The 25,412-nt window shown below is 37.9% G+C and carries 15 protein-coding genes and 1 pseudogene; 1 reads left to right on the plus strand and 15 read right to left on the minus strand.

Going from position 1 to position 25,412, the window contains the following annotated elements; all coding sequences use genetic code 11:
• The 8 genes from mutM to citZ all read right to left on the minus strand — a co-directional run bounded on the left by mutM (position 1) and on the right by citZ (position 10,958).
• Positions 1-834, minus strand: a complete 834-nt coding sequence (gene mutM / locus D1839_RS05760) for a DNA-formamidopyrimidine glycosylase (protein WP_120379080.1) — start codon at positions 832-834, stop codon at positions 1-3.
• Positions 835-846: 12 nt separating this feature from the next.
• On the minus strand, positions 847-3,486 hold the full coding sequence (polA, locus tag D1839_RS05765) for a DNA polymerase I (protein WP_120379081.1): 2,640 nt from the start codon (positions 3,484-3,486) through the stop codon (positions 847-849).
• A gap of 813 nt (positions 3,487-4,299) precedes the next feature.
• Positions 4,300-5,679: a two-component system histidine kinase PnpS gene (gene pnpS / locus D1839_RS05770; protein ID WP_120379082.1), complete on the minus strand. Its 1,380-nt coding sequence runs from the start codon at positions 5,677-5,679 to the stop codon at positions 4,300-4,302.
• Positions 5,679-6,371 carry a response regulator transcription factor gene (locus tag D1839_RS05775; RefSeq protein WP_050353350.1) on the minus strand — a complete coding sequence of 231 codons (693 nt, stop codon included), beginning with the start codon at positions 6,369-6,371 and terminating at the stop codon, positions 5,679-5,681. Before D1839_RS05775 ends, pnpS begins: the two co-directional genes overlap by 1 nt.
• Before the next feature lie 298 nt (positions 6,372-6,669).
• Positions 6,670-7,146, minus strand: coding sequence for a MaoC/PaaZ C-terminal domain-containing protein (locus D1839_RS05780; protein WP_199689987.1), 477 nt, complete (start codon positions 7,144-7,146; stop codon positions 6,670-6,672).
• A gap of 191 nt (positions 7,147-7,337) precedes the next feature.
• Positions 7,338-8,276 carry a malate dehydrogenase gene (gene mdh / locus D1839_RS05785; RefSeq protein WP_120379083.1) on the minus strand — a complete coding sequence of 313 codons (939 nt, stop codon included), beginning with the start codon at positions 8,274-8,276 and terminating at the stop codon, positions 7,338-7,340.
• A gap of 143 nt (positions 8,277-8,419) precedes the next feature.
• Positions 8,420-9,691 (minus strand): NADP-dependent isocitrate dehydrogenase, encoded by a 1,272-nt coding sequence (icd, locus tag D1839_RS05790; protein ID WP_120379084.1) that lies wholly within the window; start codon positions 9,689-9,691, stop codon positions 8,420-8,422.
• Between the two features lie 148 nt (positions 9,692-9,839).
• Entirely contained in the window at positions 9,840-10,958 is a 1,119-nt protein-coding gene (gene citZ / locus D1839_RS05795; RefSeq protein WP_120379085.1) for a citrate synthase, read from the minus strand.
• Between the two features lie 928 nt (positions 10,959-11,886).
• Here citZ and ytvI point away from each other — a divergent pair.
• Positions 11,887-12,993 (plus strand): sporulation integral membrane protein YtvI, encoded by a 1,107-nt coding sequence (gene ytvI, locus D1839_RS05800; protein WP_120379086.1) that lies wholly within the window; start codon positions 11,887-11,889, stop codon positions 12,991-12,993.
• 2 nt (positions 12,994-12,995) lie between these two features.
• Here the strand turns inward: ytvI and D1839_RS05805 are convergent, their stop codons facing one another.
• The 7 genes and pseudogenes from D1839_RS05805 to dnaE form a co-directional block, all read right to left on the minus strand.
• Entirely contained in the window at positions 12,996-13,385 is a 390-nt protein-coding gene (locus tag D1839_RS05805; RefSeq protein WP_120379087.1) for an FxsA family protein, read from the minus strand.
• A gap of 575 nt (positions 13,386-13,960) precedes the next feature.
• A complete protein-coding gene (pyk, locus tag D1839_RS05810) occupies positions 13,961-15,721 on the minus strand; it encodes a pyruvate kinase (RefSeq protein ID WP_120379089.1) in 1,761 nt (586 codons plus the stop codon).
• Between the two features lie 40 nt (positions 15,722-15,761).
• The gene (gene pfkA, locus D1839_RS05815; protein ID WP_120379090.1) at positions 15,762-16,721 is read right to left on the minus strand and encodes a 6-phosphofructokinase; all 960 of its coding nucleotides are present in this window, start codon (positions 16,719-16,721) and stop codon (positions 15,762-15,764) included.
• A 368-nt stretch (positions 16,722-17,089) separates the two neighbouring features.
• Positions 17,090-18,903 (minus strand): annotated as a pseudogene (gene accA / locus D1839_RS21280) (acetyl-CoA carboxylase carboxyl transferase subunit alpha).
• A 224-nt stretch (positions 18,904-19,127) separates the two neighbouring features.
• Positions 19,128-19,751, minus strand: a complete 624-nt coding sequence (locus D1839_RS05830; protein ID WP_120379093.1) for a FadR/GntR family transcriptional regulator — start codon at positions 19,749-19,751, stop codon at positions 19,128-19,130.
• Between the two features lie 20 nt (positions 19,752-19,771).
• Complete coding sequence (locus tag D1839_RS05835; RefSeq protein ID WP_120379094.1) at positions 19,772-21,010, minus strand: NAD(P)-dependent malic enzyme; 1,239 nt, start codon at positions 21,008-21,010, stop codon at positions 19,772-19,774.
• 1,019 nt (positions 21,011-22,029) lie between these two features.
• Positions 22,030-25,383: a DNA polymerase III subunit alpha gene (gene dnaE / locus D1839_RS05840; RefSeq protein ID WP_120379095.1), complete on the minus strand. Its 3,354-nt coding sequence runs from the start codon at positions 25,381-25,383 to the stop codon at positions 22,030-22,032.
• Positions 25,384-25,412: the final 29 nt, after the last annotated feature.

Genomic DNA, 25,412 nt, shown 5'->3' on the forward strand with positions numbered 1-25,412 from the left:
TCACCTCTTTAATGGCTGACAGCTCGTACAAATATGTGTACCACGCCCGCCAACTTTCAATTTAGCAATCGTACCACCACATGTTTTACAAGCTTTATTCTCCTGACCATATACATATAATTCCTGCTGAAACATCCCCATGTCACCTTGACTGTTCACATATGAACGGATGGTGGTACCGCCTTGTGATACAGCTTCTTCCAATGTAGCAATCGCTTGTTTACGGATTTCTTTCATTTCTTTTTGGGTTAATTTATTTGCAGGTCGTAATGGATGTATTCCTGCTTTAAAAAGTGTTTCATCTACATAAATATTCCCTAAGCCAGCGACAATCGTTTGGTCTAATAAGGCTGCTTTTATTACGCGCTTTGTTTTTTTCAGCTTTTTAATAAAATAATCAGAAGTAAATGCAGTATCAAATGGATCTGGACCTAGTAGGCATAGCGGTTTTTGGTTCATTTCTTCTCCCTTATAAAACAAATGCATCGTACCAAATTTCCGCACATCATTATAGCGCAATTCTTCTCCATTGGTGAATTGAAAAATAATATGTGTATGTTTTTTAACTGGTTCATCATTTCGATGGACACTATACTTCCCTTCCATACGAAGATGAGAAACGAGGACATAATCATTTAATTGAAACAGTAAGAATTTTCCTTTTCGGTGAATATCTAAAATGGTTTGCCCACTAATTTCTGCTTGAAATTGCTGGATATCATCTGGTTGTTTTACTATTCTCGGCCATTGAACATCAACATGTTTTATGGTTTTATTCATTACAAATCGTTTTAACGTATTTCGAATTGTTTCTACCTCTGGTAATTCCGGCATCTCCTTAGCTCCTTACTTAGCATCAAACCAACTATCTCCATAAGCATAATCGACCTTTAAAGGTACATTCAACGCTACGGTGTTTTCCATAATAGCTGGCACTATCTCTTTTAATGTTTCTATTTCTGACTGTGGTGCTTCTAAAATTAATTCATCATGAACTTGTAATAAGATTCTTGCTTGAAGTTTTTCTTTCTGTAACTTCTCATGCAAATCAATCATCGCTTTTTTTATAATATCTGCAGCGCTTCCTTGAATTGGTGTATTCATTGCAGTTCGTTCAGCAAAACTTCTTTGATTAAAGTTTCTACTAGTAATATCAGGTAAATACCTTCTACGATTCATTATCGTACTCACGTAACCCTGATGTTTCGCTTCTTGAACAATTTCTTCCATATATGTCTTTACACCTGGATAGCTTTCAAAATAACGATCAATAAACTGCTTGGCTTCTTTTCGCGTAATTCCTAGGTTTTGTGATAATCCATAATCACTAATTCCATAAACAATACCGAAGTTAACAGCTTTAGCTTGTCTACGCATATTTGCTGTCACCTCACCTTTATCTACATGAAATACATCCATTGCTGTTTGCGTATGAATATCTGCTTGCTGTTTAAATGCAGCCATTAGTTTCTCGTCACCCGCAATATGTGCTAATACCCTCAACTCAATTTGTGAATAATCAGCTGCAAACATAACCCATCCTTCTTCCGCCGGGATAAAAGCTTGTCGAATTTTCCTTCCTTCTTCTAGCCGAATAGGAATGTTTTGTAAATTAGGCTCAATGGAGCTTAAACGACCTGTTTGGGTCAAAGCTTGATTAAAACGAGTGTGAATTTTATTTGTTCGTTCGTCGACCACTTTTAATAAGCCTTCAATATATGTGGATTGTAATTTACCTAATTGACGATACAATAAGAGCTTTGGTATGATTTCATGCTTATCCTGTAACTGCTCTAATACATCTGCCGCAGTAGAATACCCCGTTTTTGTTTTCTTAATAACTGGCAGGCCTAGCTTTTCAAATAAAATCGGACCTAATTGCTTTGGCGAATTTAGATTAAATGGTTCGCCAGCTAACGCATGCACCTCTTCCTCTAGTTCAGCTAAGCGATTTTTTAAATCTATCTGCATTTCCTCTAAACGCCTTGTATCCACAAGTACCCCTGTATGCTCCATCTCCCCAAGAATAAGAGCCAATGGCATCTCTAATTCCTTGAATAATTCGTATTGCTCATTTTCTTTAAGCTGCTTATCCATTTGCGGTCTCAATTCATAAAGCATGGTAGCTTTTCTAACTATATGCTCTGCAAAAACAGACTGTTCAGGAAGCTTTAGCTTTGCGCCTTTGCCATATACTTCTTCATCCATGTAAACTTCTGTTCTGCCAAAACGATGGCTAATGGCAGGAATATCATGATTATTTTCCGATGGATTGATTAAATAGGAAGCCAATAGCATATCAAACGCAATACCTTTAATATGTACTCCAGCTCGCAATAAGGAAACTAGAGTTTTCTTTGCGTCAAACACATATTTCTTTTTGCTTGAATCCTCCAACCATGCCTTAAACAGATCTGATTGCAATGCTACCTTAGTAGGTAAAAAGAAAGCAGCTTTGTTATTAACGATCGAAAATCCTTGAATGGCTGCTTGATGGTAGTTCTCCTCTAACATTTCAACAATTAATGCTTCTTCTCCTGTAAACATTTCTTCGTTGATCTCATCCACTACTGAAAAATCAATAGGTGTTTGTGGATAGCCTGATGCTGTATGATTTTCATCTGCACCTTGAATACGAGTTAATAAAGATTGAAACCCAAGCTCTGTAAAAATGGCTCTCACTTTATCATGAACGTATCCATTATATTTGACATCATCTGGCTCAATTGTAATAGGTGACGTGCGATTAATCGTTACAAGTTCCTTACTCAGAAACGCTTCCTCTTTATGGTTCGCTAGCTTTTCCTTGAGTTTTTTCCCGCTAACCTGATCCAAATGGTCATACACATTTTCCAATTTATCAAATTGCTTTAATAATTTAACTGCTGTTTTTTCTCCAACCCCTGGCACACCAGGAATATTATCTGAGTTATCACCCATTAATGCTTTTAGGTCAATGATTTGCTCTTGAGTGATCTCCATTTTTTTAAGTAGAAAGTCAGGGGTATACTTTTCCACTTCGCTAATCCCTTTTTTGGTTAAATTCACGGTAACACGATCTGATACTAATTGAAGCAAGTCTTTATCTCCAGAAATAATAGTTACTTCCCAGTCATCTTTTTCTACTTTCTTCGATAATGTGCCAATAATATCATCTGCTTCATAATTATCCAATTCGTAATGCATTATGGAAAATGCGTCCAGTACTTCTTTAAGCAATGGGAACTGCTCTGATAATTCAGGTGGGGTTTTTTGCCTTCCACCTTTATACTCTTTATACGTCTCATGTCGGAAGGTGGTCTTTCCTGCATCAAACGCAACCAACATATGCGTTGGCTTCTCCTCCTCTATCATTCTTAACAACATAGTCGTAAAACCGTACACAGCATTTGTGTATACACCTTTATCGTTATTTAAAAGCGGTAACGCGAAGAATGCGCGGTAAATAATACTGTTCCCGTCAATTAAAACCAACTTATTGCTCATAGTTTCGCCTCCGATAAATTCATCATTAAGCATATTTTATCATTCCATCACTATAAAGTGAAACTCCTGCTTCCTATTAGCCGATTCCTTCAATGAAGAATGGACTAATGGTTTTTACGTAAAGCTTTATGGTTCAACAAAATATATGCTAATAAGGCTAATCCCATCAACAATGAAACCCACCTTGGAAAAAGCCAAATGAAAAAGCATATCATATTAATCTGTAAAAATATGTTCGTCCAGATAGACAGATTAAAAACGACCTCAGCCCTATAGAATATAGAACTAAAGCCGCTTCAATCATGTTTATTATTTCCACCGTCTACTTGACAGATGGCAGTTTATTTATCAAGTTGCCTTTTTATATCCATTGTCGTTCTAACAGATCGGTTGGAATAGCAAATGGGAAAATCAATCTTATAACTTTTGTAAACAGCATCTGTATCAACTGCTTTCAGTTACTCTCTTAGTGCTGTTTTTTGTCAGTATTTTAAACCTTTTAGAGAGGCAATAAGGTCAATCTCTATTGCTTTGTTCAAAGATAAGAAAGTATCAAATGAGGTGTTTGGGGATAATGAAATAACCGAATAAGCCACGTCCGGAGCATGAGCCCAGCAACTTGGCGACTTCACGAATCGCCCTACGATAAGTCATCATTGGTTCGTGGCTAAGAGGAAGCCCGACTAAAAACGGGCTTGCCGCTCAGGCGTCGGCATACTCCTGTTGCAGGAGCATGATTCCTAAAACTTTCGTTGATTCGTTCCACTCGCTACGTTGCTAAACGGGAGCTTGCGCCTTTGTTCATGTTTCGCTTTATTTTTGCATATTATTGATCGGTAAACTTACCGTTATTTTCGTCCCTTTATTTACTTCACTTTCAATTTCAATAGTACCATCATGTACTTCGACAATATGTTTTACAATTGCTAACCCAAGCCCTGTTCCTCCGGTATTCCTGCTTCTGGCTTTATCCACTCTGTAAAATCGTTCAAATATTCTTGGGAGAGCTTCCTTTTCAATACCAATTCCTGTGTCTTCCACTTCGATACAAACAGAATCATTACACTCTGTTATTCGCAAATAGATGTTCCCTTTCTCAGGTGTATAATTCACAGCGTTATCGACAAGGTTGATAATAATTTGCTTTACTTTTTCTTTATCAGCGGTTAATTGTATATGATCATCTACAGCTTTATCGAATGTTAAATGCTTATCTCCAAACCTCTGCTCAATAATCGGCAACACTTCATTGACAACATCATTCACGGAAAAGGTAGAAAGGACGAGTTGGAAGTTTTCTTTTTCCAATCGTGAAAGAATTAATAAATCTTGGATTAATAATTGTAATCGGTGACTCTCTTTATAAATAATTTCTAAAAACTCTTTGCTCTTATCCAAGTCTTTCATTGGGTCATCCAACAATGTTTCCGCAAATCCTTTTATCGACGTAATCGGTGTTTTCAGCTCATGTGATACATTAGCAACAAAGTCTTTTCGCATTAATTCCAGTTTTTTAAGCTCTGTAATATCATAAAGGACGAGAACAGCTCCCTTTAATAAGTTACGATCATCAAAAATAGGAGCCCCAACAATTTCTATATAGTATTTATCCAGACCTTTATAGTGGGTAAATTCTTCTTTAATATTTCGTTCATACAAGAAGGTTTTCTGTACCGTTTCGTGAATAGTTTCATTATGAAGAACATCATAATAAAGATAACCTTGGAAATCTTGGGTCGTTTGACCAAACATAGTTAGAAACTTGCGGTTGACGAAATGAATATAGCCTTTTGCATCGATTAAGACAAGTCCGCTCTGCGTATTTTCAATAATCGTGGATAATTGTTCTGCTTGCATTTGCTCTTGAATTGTTAATTCATTTAAATTACGGGCTAGAGCATTTATTTTAGTACTTAGCTGACCAATACTGTCTGTACTTGGATGATGAAATCTGGCTCGGTAATTTCCCTTTACAATCTCACCAACTGTCTTCGTCGCTTTTTTAACCGGTTTAATGACCGATTCATATAGATGTAACAAAAATAAGAATAAAATAATAAATTGTATAACTAGTACAGAAGCTATTACTAGATAATCTCCAATTAAAACACTTAACAAAATACCGGTTACTGAAACAACTAGGAATATACCTATTGTGTAACCAAATATTGGTTTTTCAAACAAAAATCGCATTAACTAGGGTCCTCCAATTTGTAACCAAGACCTCGTACTGTTTTAATATAAACAGGTTTTTTAGAATCTGGTTCTATTTTATCACGCAAATGAGATATATGGACATCTACGATACGTGTATCACCAACAAAATCATAATCCCAAACTCCACTAAGCAGCTGATCTCGGGAAATAACCTTTCCCTTATTTTTCGCTAAATAATATAACAGCTCAAATTCTTTTCTTGTAAAGGTAATCACTTTCCCTGCCATCTCTGCTTCGTATCTTTCAGGGAAGACGGTTAAATCTCCAACTTGAATATATGAAAAATTGGATTTTTCTACTCTTTTTGCCCTTCGCAAAATGGCTTTAATTCTAGCTACCACTTCCTTTGGGCTAAATGGTTTGGTTAAATAATCGTCTGCACCTAATTCTAGTCCAAGTACTTTATCGAATTCCTCATCTTTAGCGGTTAACATAAGAATGGGCGTATTTATTTGGTTATTTCTTAAATATCTACAAACATCCATCCCATCCATTTCCGGGAGCATCAGATCTAAAACAATCAAATCATAACTGTTGCTTTGTGCTTTTTGCACTGCCTCATAGCCGTCATATGCAACATCAGTCACAAAGCCTGCCTTTTCAATATTGAAGTTTAATAACGTAACAATTGACTTTTCGTCATCGACAATTAAAATTTTCTCGTTCATATCCAGTCCCCGTTTCTACATACATTAATAGGTTCCACATCCATCTTACACTGAAACCTTAAGAATGTGAATACGATAAGAATTTGTAAATTTATTTTTACACAGTATCCATGTTTTTACAAGGCGCCAGTAAATGAACGATATCCTATTCTATGCCCAAAAAGGGGAAAACATGCCATGTTGTTATTTATAAAATAGTAAACGCTGTTTGATGAAGGCAGAACAAAATGTGCTATTAAGAAACAAACAATCTCCTTTTATCGTATCTTTGTGCTGAGCTCACTATGAACGTACTACATTAAAAAAAGTTTTCTAGCGATTGCGCTGTTAATGTGTTTGGTTTATGAGCTGGTGTTACGTACAACTTCCCATTCAACACAATTTCACCTTCCTCATCCTTAGCGGTTACATTCATAGCAAGGCGTTTACTGCTTTCATCGATGGCAATAACCTCTAGCATCATATCGACTTCCGTATTATGATATACTGCTCTAGGGAATATCATTTCGTGGTGAACAATATGACTCCCCGGTCCTGGGAGCTCCATGGATACTAATGAAGAAACCATGCCGTATAGCATTACAGATGGTACAATTGGTCGTTTATAAGGCGTTAATGAAGCATAGTCGTGTTGAAGATACAACGGGTTCGCATCATTGGTCAATCCTAAATATAGTAATAAATCACGATCATTGATTTTGGCCTTTCGATTACACGTATCCCCTACTTGGATATCCTTTAAGGATCTACCTAATGGTCGTCTTTTCCCAATCAATCTCTTCACCCCCTCAACAATGTAAGCGCTTTCTATTATAACAAACATTCCGTTATTTGCCAATTCCAATGGATGGAACATACGAAATATCGTCAACCATAGCTCATGATGTTATAGCATGTACGACAAAACAAGAAAAAGCTTTTATCTACATATAATAAATGTAAAATAAAAGCTTTTTGCAAATCGGATTATTCTAGAACATCCAAGACTTTTTTAACCGAATCTGCCGACTTATTAAGAGCCGCCTTTTCATCTTCGGTTAGATCTAATTCAATTACCTTTTCGATACCATTAGCTCCTAATACAGTTGGTACTCCGAGATAAATATTAGAATACCCATATTCCCCCTCTAGGTAAGCAATCGCAGGTAAGATGCGTCGTTGATCCTTTAATATCGCTTCTGCCATTACAGTTAGCGAGGCTGCAGGTGCATAATAAGCACTTCCGTTACCTAGTAATCCGACAATTTCTCCTCCGCCTTTTCTTGTACGCTCCACAATTGCGTCTAAACGCTCGTTTGATATTAATGTTTCAAGTGGGATACCTCCAGCATAAGAATAACGAATTAAAGGAACCATATCATCACCATGCCCGCCTAATACGAAGCCGGTGACATCCTTTACCGAAACATTTAATTCCTGAGCTACAAATGTACAAAAACGAGCAGTATCTAATACACCTGACTGTCCGATTACTCGTTCTTTTGGCAATCCAGATTCTTTAAATACAGTATATGTCATGGCATCAACCGGATTTGTTAATACAACAATATACGTCTCAGGAGAATATTTCATGATTTCTTGTGTTACAGACTTCATAATCTTAGCATTTGTATTCACTAAGTCATCACGACTCATACCTGGTTTACGAGCAATTCCGGCAGTAATAATAACTAAGTCAGAGTCTTTTGTCTCTTCGTAATTAGATGTTCCAATAATCGAAGCATCAAAACCTTGGACAGGGCTAGCTTCCAGCATATCTAGAGCTTTTCCTTTGGTTGGATCCTCCATATTTGGAATGTCAACAAGCACAACGTCACCCAGTTCTTTTTGTGCGAGCATTAACGCAGTTGTTGCACCAGTGAAACCGGAACCAATTACAGATATTTTATTTCTCTTTATTGCCATTATAAAAACCCCTTTGTTCTAATTGGTATAAAGTTAATCGAGTAGTTTAATTAAAAGCCTCAATGATTGTAACAATGTCTATGTTGTGAAAATTTCACGCAATAGGCACGGGATAACCACCCGCACCTACTGATTGATAAAAATTAGCCCATATTTTTGATTAATTCTTTTCCGAACTCTGAACATTTTACTTCCGTAGCGCCATCCATTAAGCGAGCGAAGTCGTAAGTTACTACTTTTGAAGCAATTGTTCTATCCATTGCCTTGGTAATTAAATCGGCAGCCTCTCTCCACTCTAAGTGCTCAAGCATTAAGACAGCAGATAAAATAACCGATGAAGGGTTCACTTTATCCATCCCCGCATACTTAGGTGCTGTTCCATGGGTAGCTTCAAAAATAGCATGCCCCGTATCATAGTTAATGTTTGCGCCAGGAGCTATTCCAATACCTCCTACTTGAGCAGCAAGAGCATCAGAAATATAGTCCCCATTCAAGTTCATTGTTGCTACCACATCAAATTCATTTGGTCGGGTTAATATTTGCTGCAAGAAAATATCAGCAATGGCATCTTTAATAATAATTTTTCCGGCTGCAACTGCTTCATCTTGTGCTTTATTCGCAGCATCCTTACCTTCTTTTTCAACAATACGGTCGTATTCTGCCCAAGTAAATACTTGATCTGCAAATTCCTTCTCTGCTAATTCATAACCCCAATTTTTAAATGCACCCTCTGTAAATTTCATGATGTTACCTTTATGTACTAAAGTAACACTTTTACGTCCTTCATTTAGCGCGTATTGGATACTTGCGCGCACTAAGCGCTTGGTACCTTCTTCAGAAACTGGCTTGACACCGATTCCAGAAGTTTCTGGAAAGCGAATATTAGTTACATTCATCTCTTCTTTTAAGAAATTAATTACTTTCTTCACTTCGTCAGAGCCCTTTTGCCACTCAATTCCAGCATATATATCTTCTGTATTTTCACGGAAAATGACCATATCAACATCTTCAGGACGTTTAACCGGTGATGGTACACCATCAAAATAGCGAACTGGGCGCAAACATGTGAATAAATCTAATTCTTGACGGAGAGCTACGTTTAACGAACGAATCCCTCCACCAATTGGTGTCGTTAAAGGTCCTTTAATAGCAATTTTATATTCATTAATTTTATCTAATGTATCTTGAGGCAGCCATTCTCCTGTTTTGTCATAAGCTTTTTGACCAGCATATACTTCTAGCCAATCAATTGCTTTTTCCCCATTGTATGCTTTTTCTAATGCAGCTTCAATTACTTCTCGAGCAGCAGCCCAAATATCCGGTCCTGTTCCATCGCCTTCAATGAACGGTATAATTGGACGATTTGGCACATCCATTTTTCCATTTTCTACAACAATTTTTTCTCCCTTTGTCATAACAATGATTACCTCCTAAATTCATTCTGTATATAGTGTAGCAAAAATAAGTCCCTGTGAACATCTTTTGCATATAGACATTTCACAGGAAATATTCCTTCTTGATGATAATGCGGACAATAATCGTGTATGGTTGCCATTTACAAATCTATCGTTTATCAATCGGAATATATTCAGGTGATGTAGGACCATTGTATTCAGCACGTGGACGGATTAAACGATTATTCGCATATTGTTCCAAAATATGAGCGAGCCATCCGGATGTTCTGCTAACTGCAAAAATTGGCGTAAACAAATCGTGATCAATACCTAGACTATGATAGACAGATGCAGAATAAAAATCAACATTTGCTGGTAGACCTTTATGCTTTTTAATATAATCTTCAATTTTTACTGACATTTGGTACCATTTTGGTTCGCCAATTAATTCTGTTAATTGCTTCGACATATCTTTTAAAAATTTCGCTCGCGGATCTCCATTTCGATAAACGCGGTGACCCATTCCCATAATTTTTTCCTTATTATCTAACTTTTCTTGAATGTAAGGGATCGCATTTTCTTCTTCACCAATTTCAGTGAGCATTTTCATAACGCCCTCGTTCGCACCACCATGAAGTGGACCCTTTAAAGCTCCGATTGCAGCTGTAATGCCGGAATACACATCCGATAACGTCGCTACGCAAACTCTGCCTGTAAATGTAGACGCATTTAGCTCATGATCGGCATGAAGCACAAGCGCTTTATTCATAGCCTCAACTTCAATGTCTTTCGGTTCTTTACCATTAAGCATGAATAACAAATTTTCAGCGTAATAGTAATTAGGCTTGGGCTGAATTGGGTCTTTTCCTTTTCTAATTCTCGCGAAAGCCGTTACAACAGAAGCTATTTTTGCCTGTATACGAATTGCTTTCCGTTTGTTTGCTCCTGTATCCATTACTTCAGCTTCTTCATCATATAATCCTAACAAAGAAATAGCTGTGCGTAGCGCTGGCATTGGATGAACAGTTGACAGATCATAAGAGCGTAAATGTTCAATAATTGCTTTAGGAATTTCCATATTCGTAGCAAGCTGTGCTTTAAACGTATCTAGTTCTTCTTGCTTTGGAAGACGTTGGTTCCATAGTAAAAAAACCACTTCTTCAAAACTGGAATATCTAGCCAAATCATCAATCTTGTAACCTACATACGTAAGCTGGTCATCTATTATCGAGCTAATTGACGATTGAGTTGCTATAACTCCTTCGAGCCCTTTCGTTGTTGCTGTCATAACAAACCCTCTCCTTTGTTAAATTATTCAGTTTACTATCTTTCGACAATACTCCTAACAACTAAATAATATCCCCCAATGATAATTATAAAGTATTATGAATCTAAAGTGAATTGAAACCGATTCACTTTACTATTAAATTTTACTAGAAGACCTACGTTTTTGCAAAAAAGAGTTTCTTTTGCTTCAACTTTGGTGCGTGAAAGCAGTTCAATTATACATCTAAGCTCGGTATTATTTACCCGTTAGAATAAGGCTGTAAACTGCGTAAAGACTTCCTTTATCTAGAAAATCATTTATGGGACAATTTCAGGCTATGATCTTAATTTAATACTATTTAATACTATTTTTTGGGGGCCTTGCATAATATAGGAATATATGAGGCATGTAAACATGTCATCATCATTTTATGGAAGGGCTGCTAACTTGAGCACATTTTTGCTAAGCGTTTTGGTTAAAGTAAAACTCCTATTTTAAGCTATCTTTTTAGTCTTGTTAAAATGTAGTTCCATTCAATAGGATTTTTTCTCTTCCCTACTAATAGAAGTAGACAAAAGATAAATTCAGAAGTTCTGCTGAAAGAGAGAGTTCTATTTTTGCATGAAAACATTGCTTCCAGGCTTTGAAAATAGAATACGCTTTTTACGTTTCACACTACCAACGATGTCATCCTACAGATCTAACGAATCGGAAAGGTAGGAGCCACTATCACTCATTTCGGCTGTATTAGCTACAACTCCTGAAATTGGGAGTTTTACTGCACCGTATATATAGGATAAACAAGAAGCTAGAATTACAGATAATTAAAAACAAGGAAAATTTTAAGAAAAATGGGTTGATCGTTCAATTGAAAAAATTGATGTAAGTTTCTTTACAACTGGGCGGATGTTTATAAAGTAATAAGGAAAATGAAAATGGGGTTTTAAAGATGTACAAGCCTATTTTATCTCAAGTTCTTCGTTTTGCAAGTATAGTAGCATGTGTAATTTTGGGTTACGTTTTATTGACAGCAAGCTTTGCTTATTTATATCCAGTAGTTATCGCTAGTATCTTAGCAGCAGGGATCCATCCGATAGCCAGCTTTATGGAAGAAAAAATGAAATTCCCAAGAATGATGGCGGTAATCGGCACAATGCTATTTCTATTTGCAACAATCAGTAGTATATTGTTTATTCTCTTTTCTGAATTTATGCAAGGAACCTTATTTTTGGCTGCCCAATTACCAGACTATATTCAAACGTTTAGCCACTATGTAACAAATATCATGGAACAGAAAATTATTCCCATGTATGAGAAAATAACTTCTTACTTACAAGCGTTGAACCCCTCCCAACAAGAAGCTGTAAGTAAGTCCATTAAACAATTCACACTTAAAGTTAGCACTACTCTTTCAGAATCATTGCAAACCTTTTTATTAAGGATACCTGCTGTGTTTACAACGCTACCAAACTCATTTACAGTCATGATTTTTATTCTATTAGCAACTTTTTTAATAGCCATCGATTATAAAAAGCTTACTGCTTTTGGAAAAGAATTAATTCCGCAGTTTTTTCAAACGAAAATAAAAAATATACAGAAACAGTTAAAAAAAACCATCGCTGCTTATATAAAAGCCCAGTTTATTTTAGTACTTATTTCTGCTTTTTTAGTCTATATAGGATTGAAAATCTTACAAATTAATCATGCGTTTACCATCTCGCTATATGTTGCACTTGTTGATTTGATCCCATATATTGGGTCAGGTGTTATCTTCTTTCCGTGGATGATCTATTTATTTATTGTAGGTGATTATTCTTTGACGATTCAATTAGCGTTCCTATATGGTTTCATTATCATCATCAGACAACTGATCGAGCCCAAAATATTATCTTCCAGCATGGGAATTCATCCACTTATAGCACTGCTCACACTTTTTATTGGCTTACAGCTTTGGGGAGTTATTGGGTTCATCGTTGCTCCTGTTATACTTATTTCGATTAACGCTTTTTATCAAGCAGGTACATTTCACGATATATGGAAATTTATTAAAGGATAATTCTACCACCTTCGATAAATAATGGTTCGTTTTTTTATTAGATGTTTGATCAAGTTTTCTACTCTTTGTTTGAACAATATTCTCGTTGTCGGAATGACTAATAAAAAGCCAACTGCATCTGAAATAAAGCCTGGAGTAACTAATAAAACAGCACCAATTAAAATGCAAATTCCATCAATAATATAACCTGTTGGGGCTTCTCCACGCTGCATCGAAAGCTGCGCACGGTTCCAAGTTTCAATACCTTGTTGCTTTGCTAAATAAAAACCGACTGCTCCTGTAAGGAGGACAAGACCTACAACCCACCATGCGCCAACCCAGCCACCTACCCAAACAAAAACTCCTATTTCTAACGCTGATAAAACAAACGCAATGAGCAAAAACCACTTCATTCTGTTCACCCCTTTCAACTACTATAACATACGTTGTGCATACCGATCTCTTATACACAGTAATCGGACCAAAGACACTGAACAAAGGCGCGGGGTGTCCGTTTAGCAACATAGCGAATGGAACGAATAAACGAAAGATAAAGGGAACCTTCCATCAGCGGGAATTTCTTCATCCCCGCTGATGGTTAATACCATAAGGGTATGACCTAAAAGGCCTTTACGAAATAGGGAATTTAGGTGCTGTTACCTCCCGCTTCGACTTGTTCTTGCATCTTCTATTCTTAGACCCGTGGGAGGCTACAACGCCTTTTTACGGGATAAAGGATCATGCCACTAAAACAGGGGTATGCCGACGCCTGGGCAACAAGCCCTTTTTTAGCCGGCGTTCCTCTTACAGGCGAACCGATGATGCCTTATCGGAGGGTGCATTTCTACAGTCGTATCGTTGCTGGGCTCATGCGCCGGACGTGGGATTTCGATTATTTCGTTATCCCCAAGCACCTCATTTGATACTTTCTAATCTTATAAAAAAAGTGAAAAGAAGAAAGGAGGATTACTCCTCCCTTCTTTAATTATTAAAGCACTCTTGTATGTCCTTGATAAATGTCACCATTTGCACCATCAACTGTAATTATTTCCCCATCTGTAATAGCTTCAAACACATCTTTAACCCCTACAATAACAGGGATCCCTAGGCTAAGACCTACCACCGCGGCATGAGAAGTTAATCCACCTTCTTCAGTTATAATACCAGCCGCTTTTTCAATTGCTGGCATCATTTCACGATCAGATCCATAAGTTACTACGATATCACCTTCGTTTACTCTGTTGACTGCCTCTTCAGCTGATTTAACAACAACTGCTTTACCAAAAGCACTTTTTCTTCCAATGCCTTGACCTTTAGCAATAATATTTCCAATCACATGGACTTTTAACAGGTTCGTTGTACCACTTTGACCAACTGGCACACCGGCTGTAATGATGACGCGATTTCCATGCTCCACCATACCTGAGCGTAAGCCGCGTTCAACTGCTATATCCAACATTTCATCCGTTGAATTAGCTCGTTTGCACATGACAGCGTGAACGCCCCATACTAAAGAAAGTCGTCTGTTAACTCTTTCTGAAAATGTAACCGCAAGAATTGGTGAATGTGGACGATATTTAGAAATCATCCGAGCCGTATGTCCGCTTTCAGTCGGTGTAATGATGGCACTAACGGATAAATTCATAGCTGTGTATGTAACAGATTGACTGATCGCATCTGTTATCGTCATATCGACATTTCTGGAACGATCTTTTAAAATAGACTGATGATCAATTGCCGTTTCTGCCTTAATTGCTATATTGCTCATTGTTTGTACTGCTTCAACTGGATAATTTCCAGCAGCTGTTTCCCCTGAGAGCATAATTGCATCTGTACCATCAAAGATAGCATTAGCAACGTCAGAAGCCTCTGCTCTAGTTGGGCGGGGGTTCCGTTGCATCGAATCAAGCATTTGGGTTGCAGTAATGACAGGCTTCCCTACAGTATTACACTTTCTAATTAACTGTTTTTGGACTAATGGTACATCTTCAGCTGGTATTTCAACACCAAGATCACCACGTGCAACCATAAGACCATCACTTACTTCTAAAATACTGTCGATATTATCGACACCTTCTTGGTTTTCAATTTTAGGGATAATTTGAATATGTGTCGCATTATGTTGTTCAATCAGTTCTTTGATTTCTAATACATCTGATGCACGTCTAACAAATGAAGCAGCTATAAAATCGATGTCATGTTCGATTCCAAAGATTATATCATTAGCATCTTTTTCAGTAATTCCTGGTAAGTTTACTGATACATTAGGTACGTTAACACCTTTTTTATTTTTGATCAGTCCACTATTAAGGGCAACCGTCTTTAATTCTTGATTCGCTTTGTCTACTTTTACAACTTCCAATTCGATTAAACCATCATCTAATAAGATCTTAGAGCCTTCGTGAACATCGTCGATCAGACCAGAATAGGTCACAGAAAATCGTTCAGACGTACCCTCTACTTCCTTCATAGATACGTAGACAATATTACCTTGAACGAGTTCAGCTTGTCCATCCACAAAATCATGCGTTCTAATTTCAGGGCCTTTTGTATCTAAAAGAATAGCTACCGTTTTACCTGTTTTCTCTGATGCAGAACGAATGTTCTGAATACGTTGTGCATGCTCTTCATAATTTCCGTGTGAAAAATTAAGGCGAGCAACGTTCATGCCGCACTCGATTAATTTCTCCAATTTTTCAATTGACTCTGAGGCAGGGCCAATGGTACATACGATTTTGGTATTTCTCATTTTATTTCCTCCTTAGGTATTCCGCAACAGCTGCATTTTATTAAATGGATAATTCTTGTGAAAGCTTATACATATCATCATTGATCGTATGTTTTTCATGAAGCACTTTAGCTATATCATGATCAACTAACACATTCTTTTCAATTCCAACCATTCTACCTGCTTTACCTTCTAATAACAAATCGACAGCCTGTGCGCCAAGTCTGCTCGCAAGAACTCGGTCAGCAGCACTTGGAGAGCCACCTCTTTGAATATGTCCTAAAACAGTGACTCGTGTTTCTAAATCAGTGGACTCTTCAATGCGCTTTCCATAATCAAACCCACTGCCAACCCCTTCAGCTAAAACAATGATACTATGTTTTTTACCGCGCTTACGACCTCGTTTTAGTTTATTGACAACCGTTGAAAAGTCTTCTTTCTTCTCAGGAATAAGAATACTTTCAGCACCATCAGCTAGACCAGCCCACAATGCTAAGTCGCCTGCATTTCTCCCCATAACTTCAATAATATACGTTCTTTCATGAGAAGTTGCTGTATCACGAACTTTATCAATCGCTTCAATTACTGTATTTAAAGCCGTATCAAATCCAATTGTAAAATCTGTTCCCGCAATATCATTATCAATCGTTCCTGGTACGCCGATACAAGGATAGCCTTTTTCCGTGAGCTTTTGTGCGCCTCGGAAGCTACCATCTCCGCCGATCACAATCAAGCCTTCAATGCCGAATTTATTCAGCTGTTCAATTGCTATTTCCTGACCGGCATCGGTTTTAAATTCTTCACTTCTAGCAGAGTAAAGAATTGTACCGCCACGATGAATGATATCACCGACAGAGCCTATTTCCATTCGTTCAATATTACCTTCCATTAAACCTTGATAGCCGTATTTAATTCCATATACTTCAACGTTATGGTAAATGGCTTTTCTTACTACCGCTCGGATAGCAGCATTCATTCCTGGTGCGTCGCCACCACTTGTTAATACACCTATTTTTTTCATTGTTACATTCCACCTCTGGTCTTACAGTTTAATTAAAAAAGGTCCTCTACTAAAAGATAATGGGAAATGATCAAAATAGCAATCGAAAGCATGTAAAATAATGCACATTTTAAAATGTAAACCCTTTATATGAAGAATTTTTAACAAAATCACTTATGATACGCATTTTACCAATAAGAATAGAGGGTGACACACTTTTGCCAGCCCCCTTATTCATGACAATCATTTCTCCCTCTATAAAGATTTACTCTATGTGCTGTGATGATATAGATGCACTAATCCCAAGCTCTATTACTTTTTGAACATAATTTAAACAGCTATATGGCACGAAACGAACCGAATTTTTGTATGAGCTGTCTTATATATCTTTAGGAGGATTGATAGGAACCCATTTGCTTATACTTTTCCCATCTTTTTTCAAGTAATTCCTCAACAGAATATGGCTCTAATGACCGTAAAGAATCGGCTATTACTTGATCCAAGTAACCTGCTTGCTGATTTAAATCACGATGCGCCCCACCTTTTGGTTCAGGAACTATTTGATCAATCAACCCAAGTTTCTTCAAGTCGTAAGCGGTTATTTTCATCGACTCTGCAGCGCGTTGCGCATAGCTTGCATCTTTCCACAATATAGAAGCTGCCCCTTCTGGAGAAATAACCGAGTACGTACTATTTTCTAACATATGGATTTCATCGCCTACTCCCAATGCCAATGCGCCTCCGCTGCCACCTTCCCCAATGACAATGCAAATAATTGGGACTGTCAATCCAGCCATTTCCATCAAATTCCTCGCAATAGCTTCACTTTGCCCTCTTTCTTCTGCGGCTTTTCCTGGATAAGCTCCTTTTGTATCAATGAAGCAAATAATTGGACGAGAAAATTTTTCTGCTTGTTTCATATGGCGCAATGCTTTTCGATACCCTTCCGGGTGTGGCATTCCAAAATTACGTCGAATGTTTTCTTTCGTATCCTTTCCACGCTGGTGCCCAATTATAGTTACTGGCTTTCCTTTATAAAAAGCGATACCTGTAACAATAGCAGCATCATCCCCAAACGAACGGTCTCCATGAAATTCTATAAAATCCGTAAATAATTGCTCAATATAATCTAAGGTCGTTGGTCGTTCAGGGTGTCTTGCTAATTGAACTCGATCCCATGGCCGCAAGTTACTATAAATATCATCTTCCAGCACAGTAAGGCGTTTTTCCAATGTCGTAATTTCTTCTGTTAAATTGATATCGCTATCGGCTGTAAAGCGTTTTAATTCTGCAATTTTATCTTTTAAGTCTACAATCGGCTTTTCAAAATCCAACACTTGCTTCATGATTCTTTCCCACCTTTTTGATGAAACGACAACAATAGCGCTAACGTACTTTTCATATCAGAACGATGCACCACTTTATCCAATTGACCATGCTTCAGTTGAAATTCAGCTGTCTGGAAATCATCAGGTAACTTTTCCCTGATGGTTTGTTCCACTATTCGTCTTCCGGCAAAACCAATTAGAGCACCAGGTTCCGCCAGGTTATAATCTCCAATAGAAGCAAAGCTTGCAGAAACTCCACCTGTAGTCGGATGCGTCATTACAGAGATCATTAAACCACCCGCATCACTAAAACGTTTCACAGCTATTGCCGTTTTTGCCATTTGCATTAAACTAAGTAATCCTTCTTGCATTCTTGCTCCACCCGAAGCAGTAAAAATAATAAATGGGATCCCTTCTTCTTTTGCTCGCTCAATAGCACGAGCTATTTTTTCACCGATTACAGACCCCATGCTTCCCATGCGAAATGTAGAATCCATAACAGCAAAAGCTGTTTCCTTGCCTTCTATTGTACCTTTTCCAGTAATTACAGCTTCACGAAGCCCTGTTTTGGCTTGATCTTTCTTAAGCTTTTCCTCATACCCTGGAAAATCCAAAGGGTTGCCAGTCGTTAACTGCTCGTCCCATTCTTGAAAACTTGCCTCATCAAATAATGTATCAATGCGATGCCAAGCCTGTAATGGATGATGGTAATCACACTTTGGACAAACTTGTAAGTTTTTATTCATTTCTTTACGATAATAAATTTTATGACATCCGCTACACTTTTGCATCAAACCTTCTGGTACATCCGCTTTTGCTTGTTCACTCGGGATGGATGCATACCTCTTTCGCTTGCCAAAAAGATCTTTAAGCAAGACAATTCCTCCTTTTTTCAAAACAACCCCAAATACGTATCAGCTTTTATACGGATTAGAAATGAAATACGTTCCCACTTAAACACGTATTTGAAAGGAATAGCAAATCATTTCCTCGTATATGCGCAAGTCGTCTATTGTCTATGCAACAAAATAAAAAGTTCTTTTAGCCATTATACATAAACCAAAGAAAAAATACTGTCAAAAAACGTCAATCCTATAAGTCATTTCTTTGCTAATTCTAGATACAACAGTTCAATTCCATCATAATGGTTTGTTGCGTATAGCTGAATTAACTCTTCATAAAAACCTCTTGGATAGCTAATTCCTTCAGCTGTCGCCAAAAACTCATACATTAAGCGCCACACTTTTGTTAATAGCCGGTTGTTAGACCTCTCAAAGATATACCGAAAAAAAACAGCATGCGTTTCCTCTAATGTTTGATCTTGTTTACACAGAATTACTTGCAAGTAATTTACATCTTGTTCCGTAAACTTAGAAAAAACTAATTTTGCAGCTTCTTTTTCTAATATTCTTAAGGTTTCTGCTAAATCTATCCTTGTTTTGCTCTCTCGCAAGATGAAGGAAGCAAGTAGCTCGACCGTTTGAAACGACTGATATGTACTTAAAAACGTCCCTTCGCCGCGTCGCGTTTCAATTAATCCTAAAAACTCCATAGCACGTAATGCCTCTCGGATAGAAGATCGCCCTGCTCCAAGCGTCTGCGCAAGCTCCCTTTCTGACGGGAGCTTATCGCCTGGTTGCAAGTGTTGGGTATCCATATAGTGCCGAATCTTTTGTAAAATCCCTTGATACACTTTCTGTTTATGTGACATGGACACTGCCATGGTTCACTCCTTTTAACAGATTATTTATCATCAATTTGAGTGAGTTTTCTTGTCTTTTCAGCGATTTCTTCTGGATCCACTTCTATTCTCGCTACCCCGGATTCCATTGCAGCTTTAGCCACACTTTTCGCTACGATTGGTGCTACTCTCGGATCAAATGGAGCAGGGATGACATAATCTTCATGTAATTCGCTTTCCGAAATAAGAGAGGCAATTGCATTTGCAGCTGCGACTTTCATTTTTTCATTAATTCTCGTAGCTCGAACATCCAATGCCCCACGAAAGATTCCTGGGAAAGCAAGAACATTGTTTACCTGGTTTGGAAAATCAGATCTTCCAGTTCCTATTACTTTCGCACCAGCTGCTTTTGCAACTTCTGGCATAATTTCCGGTTCCGGATTAGCCATCGCAAAAATAATTGGATCATCATTCATTTTTTCGACCATTTCCTTCGTCAATGCTCCTCCGACAGATACCCCAATAAAGACATCTGCACCCTCAAGCATTTCTTCGAGACTGCCTGATTTTTTAGCTTGATTCGTAAACGTCGCTACACGTTCCTTTACTTCATTCATTCCTGCTGGACGCCCTTCATAAATAGCTCCTCGTGAGTCACACATAATCATGTCGCGAACACCGAAGAAATAGAGCAATTTAATAATTGCTATTCCAGCTGCTCCAGCTCCATTAGCAACGACTTTAATATCCGAAAATGATTTTCCAACTAATGTTAACGCATTAATCAACCCCGCCACAGTAACAATAGCTGTTCCGTGTTGATCATCATGAAAAATAGGGATATTAGTTTCTTTTTTTAATCGTTCTTCAATAATAAAACACTTCGGTGCTGCAATATCCTCTAAATTCACTCCACCAAATGTAGGTTCCATTAATTTAACAGTCTGTACAATTTCTTCTACTTCTTGAGTGCCTAAACAAATAGGGAACGAGTCTACTCCGGCAAAGCTTTTAAATAAAACAGACTTTCCTTCCATTACTGGAAGCGCAGCCTCTGCACCGATATTACCAAGACCTAATACTGCTGAACCATCACTGACAACCGCAACCATATTTCCCTTCATGGTATAATCGTAGACCGTCTCTACACGATCGTGAATTTCTTTACATGGCTCTGCAACGCCCGGAGAGTATGCTAAACTTAATTCTTCAGCATTGGTTACAGGTATTTTGGAATGCGTGGTTAGTTTTCCTTTATTTACTTTATGAACATGTAGCGCTTTATCTCGTAAGCTTGCCATTTTTAATATTCGCTCCCTTTCGTAGAAAAAATAATTTCTTCCATCCAACAGTGGTCAGACCACCGGTAACTATTTTATTATAACAGATGCATGTTTTCTGTAAAGTGATGCTATTCTACCGTTTAAACAATGAAATAAGTTAAACTGATCTTAGAAAAACTTGGCTTGTCGCCAAGTCCTATGGCGGAAGCCTTTGTTTTTCTTATACTATAAACCAAAAAAACCTTATCCTTTCCTATAGTGGAACAAAGGCGCAGAGCGCCCGTTTAGCAACGTAGCGACTGGATCGAATCAACTAAAGTTTTATTTTAGGAATCATACTCCTGCAACAGGAGTATGCCGACGCCTGAGCGGCAAGCCCGTTTTTAGTCGGCCTTCCTCTTAACCTCGAACCGATGATGACTTATCGGAAGGCGATTTCGTGAAGTCGCCTAGTTGCTGGGCGCTGGAGCCAGACGTGACTATTCCGTTATATCGGTATCCCAATGCCAAAATTTTTATACTTTCTTATCTCTGAACAAAGGTGCAGAGCGCCCAGTTAGCAATCAACTAAAGGTAAAGGAATCATGCCACTAAAACACGGGCATATCGACGTCTGGACAGCAAGCCCGTTTTTAGTCGACCTTCCTAGTAGCGACGTACCGATGAGGCTTTATCGGAGGGCGGATTTCTAAAGTTGCCTCATTGCGAGGCTCATGCGCAGAACGTGGCTATCCGATTATTTCGTTATCCCCAAGCACCTCATTTTATGCTCTCTTATTCTTATAAGAAAAACAGAAACAAGCATCCATCATTACTTTGGGCTCCATAAAGTTAACCTTCAACCAACGGCGTTTTTATTCATCCCTGCTGGTGGTTAGTACCACAAGGTTATAACCTAAAGGCCTTTTACGAAGTAGGGGATTTAGGTGCTGTTATCTCCAACTTCGACACTTCGACTTATTGTAAGTACAGATGATTATCTAACTCCTGAAGTAGGAGTCTTACAGCACCTTATATCCGGGATAAACTATATTCGTTTACTTATCCAAGACAACCTGCTCCGCCCCAAAATAGGCGCGTAGACATTGTAAACATCGTGGACTTGGATGAAGGTCATAATCATTGGCTAATTGATACGTTTGTTGCAACCTTTCTTGAAAAACAATGACAGGTGTATTCCCCGGGAAATGAAAAGCTATTTCCTTTAACTTGGCTAAATCAGCTTCTATATCTTCACTTGATAATTTAATAAATAAACGACCATGGCAGGTATCACCTAGTTTCGTTTCATTTAAAATTTCTACAGATGATAATAATGTTTGTAGCCCCTTATTTCTGTTTTCTAGCTTCCCTTGTACTATTACGAGCATCCCTTCTTTCCACCAACGATGTACTTGCCGATATAATTCTGGAAAGACGACTGCTTCCATCTCATCCGTTTCATCGCTAATGGTAATAAAAGCCATGGGGTCACCACGCTTAGTACGAATGGTTCTAATGAATTGAATGATACAGCCACTTTGATGCTTATAGCCATTTCCCGCTTTTCTTGCTCTTTGTAATGATATATACCCTGCACGCCGTAATAATTCACGGTAAGCAGTGATAGGGTGACTTGATATATATATACCGAGTAATTCTTTTTCATCAGTAAGCTTCTTGATTTGCGGAAAATCCTCTATATTAGCATATTCCCCTTCCAACTTAAGATCATTGGCAAAGAAGCTTCCCTGTTCTTGAAACTCCCCAAATAATTCACCTTGTTCCATTGCTTGGTCAATGGAAGCTAATAAACTAGCGCGATTATTATATAGATCATCAAACGCCCCAGCCATAATAAGTAATTCGATAACGTGGCGGGTAATTACTTTAAGCGATACACGCAAGCAAAAATCGAACAAATTACGAAATGGCCGATCGTTACGCGCGCGCACAATTTCAGCAACAACCTGATTTCCTATCCCTTTAATTTGCAGCAAGCCCATTCGAATATGCTTTCCTTCCACTGCGTACTTTCCAAAGCTGGCATTGATAGAAGGACCCAGTAATGTTAAGCCTAATTCCTTCATTTCTTTCCAATACAGCGCAAGCTTTTGATGTTGTTGCATGAAAGCACTAAGTAACTCCGCAAAAAATGCTTGTGGGTAATGAGCTTTCAAATAAGCGAGTTGATAAGAGATAATGCTATACGCCACAGCATGGCTTCGATTAAAACCATAATTAGAAAAACGAACGATCCATGCAAACAATTCATTAGCCATTGATGAACTATATCCTTGCTGGGTACACCCTTTTATAAAAGCAGACTTTTGCTCTTCGATTTTACTTTCTTGCTTTTTACTAACAGCCCTGCGGAGAATATCCGCTTTTCCGAGCGAAAAACCAGCAATTCGATGAGCAATTTGCATAATTTGTTCTTGATAAATTAACACACCATACGTTTTCTCTAAAATAGGCGCAAGATCCGGATGCGGATAAGTAACTTTCTCTAGCCCATGTTTTCTTCTGATATAAGTAGAAATAAAATCCATCGGACCTGGACGATATAGTGCGTTAACTGCAACGATATCCTCAAAATCAGTTGGCTTTAATTCTTGCAACACTTGCTTCATCCCTTGAGATTCCAATTGAAACACACCATTTGTTCTAGCCTGCTGTAATAATGAAAAGGTTAATTCATCTTGTTTAGGAATATCCTTTAAAGAAATGTGTTTTCCATATTCATAACCAATTTTTTGGAGTACCTTTTCCAAAAGTGTTAAGTTTCGTAAGCCTAACAAATCAATCTTTAATAGCCCTATCGCTTCTACATCATTCATTGTATATTGCGTTAAATACATTGTTCCTGTTCCAGAAGTTAACGGCGCATACTCCTTTAACGGAGCTTCTGAAATAACAATACCAGCCGCATGCGTCGATATATGTCTAGGAATCCCTTCCAATACAGAAGCTACCGCAAATAACTGCCGTAAAGAGGTTGAACGTTTAATATAATTTCTTAACTCTTCAGATTCATAAATAATTTGCACAAGATTTCGTTTTGATTGTACCGGAATATGACGTAACACAAACGAAGCATCTTGTTTGTTAATATCCATCGTTTTAATAAGCTCTCTCATTAAAGAACGGGCAGCAAATGTTCCAAACGTAATAATTTGTGCTACGTGGTCTGCACCGTATTTTTGTTGCACATACTCCATCACTTCGTCTCGGCGAACATCTGAGAAATCAATATCAATGTCAGGCATTGTCTTTCGATTTGGATTAAGAAAACGCTCAAATAATAAACCGTACTTGATTGGATCAACATCTGTAATTCCTAATACATAAGCAACTAAAGAACCTGTTGCAGAGCCTCTTCCCGGTCCAACAACAATATTGTTTGTCTTTGCAAAACCCACAAAATCCGCAACAATTAAAAAGTAATCACTAAATCTCATTTGCTCTATTATGGAAAGCTCATACATTAACCGCTGATGAATTTCAGTAGTTACTTCTGTATATTTTTGTGGCAACAGTTCAAGGCATTTTGTGGTTAAATATGGATGTGCCTCTTCCTGCTCTGGCAAAGGGAAGGAAGGGATGTGCCGCTTTTCAAAATCAAAGCTGAGATTACATTTTTCAGCAATTCTGGTCGTTTCATCGATAGTCTCCGGCCAGTCAGAGAAAAATTGCCTCATTTCCCCTGCCGTACATAAATGATGATTACGCCACTTTCCATCTATATGATTGCCATCCCAATGCTGTTGTTGTTTCATTGCTTGTAAACAGTCATATGCAATCACGTCCTTCTTGTTAAGGTAACGAACATCATGAATAGAAACTACCGGGTCATGATACATTTTCTGAAATTGTTTTACCTCTGAAAAAAAAATTCGTTCGTCTCCCTCATTTCCATACGACTCTACCCCTAAATAAAAATCATTTTCCTCAAAACAAGCTCGATACGTCGATACATGCTGATTTACATCAGCAAATGATTTCGCCCGCAATTGTTCTTTAATAACGCCATGCTGTAAAGAAAGTATGCCAATACAATTTGCTGTGAATGGCATGAAATGTTCCAGTGGTACAAAAGACTGGTCCTGCGTCTGAATCCATGTACTTAGTTTGACAAGATCATGAAACCCCTGATTTGTTTTAGCCAAAACAATTATTTCATAAGCTTCTGTTTGACTATCTCCAACCAAAACAGTCATACCAATAATTGGTTTTATTCCATGTTGTTGACATGCTTTATAAAATGATATTGCACCATGCAATACGTGCTCATCTGTTAGAGCTAAAGCAGAATACTCTAGTTCCGCTGCTCGCTTCACTAACTTTTCAATCGTTATGGTGCTTTTTAACAGGCTATAGCTGCTCCGTATTTGTAAGTGTGTATAAGCCATTGTATCCCGCCTTTACATGCTCTATCCAA

This window comes from Roseburia sp. 1XD42-34 (assembly GCF_009917385.1).
In the GTDB taxonomy this organism is placed as follows: Bacteria; Bacillota; Bacilli; order Bacillales; family Amphibacillaceae; genus Virgibacillus.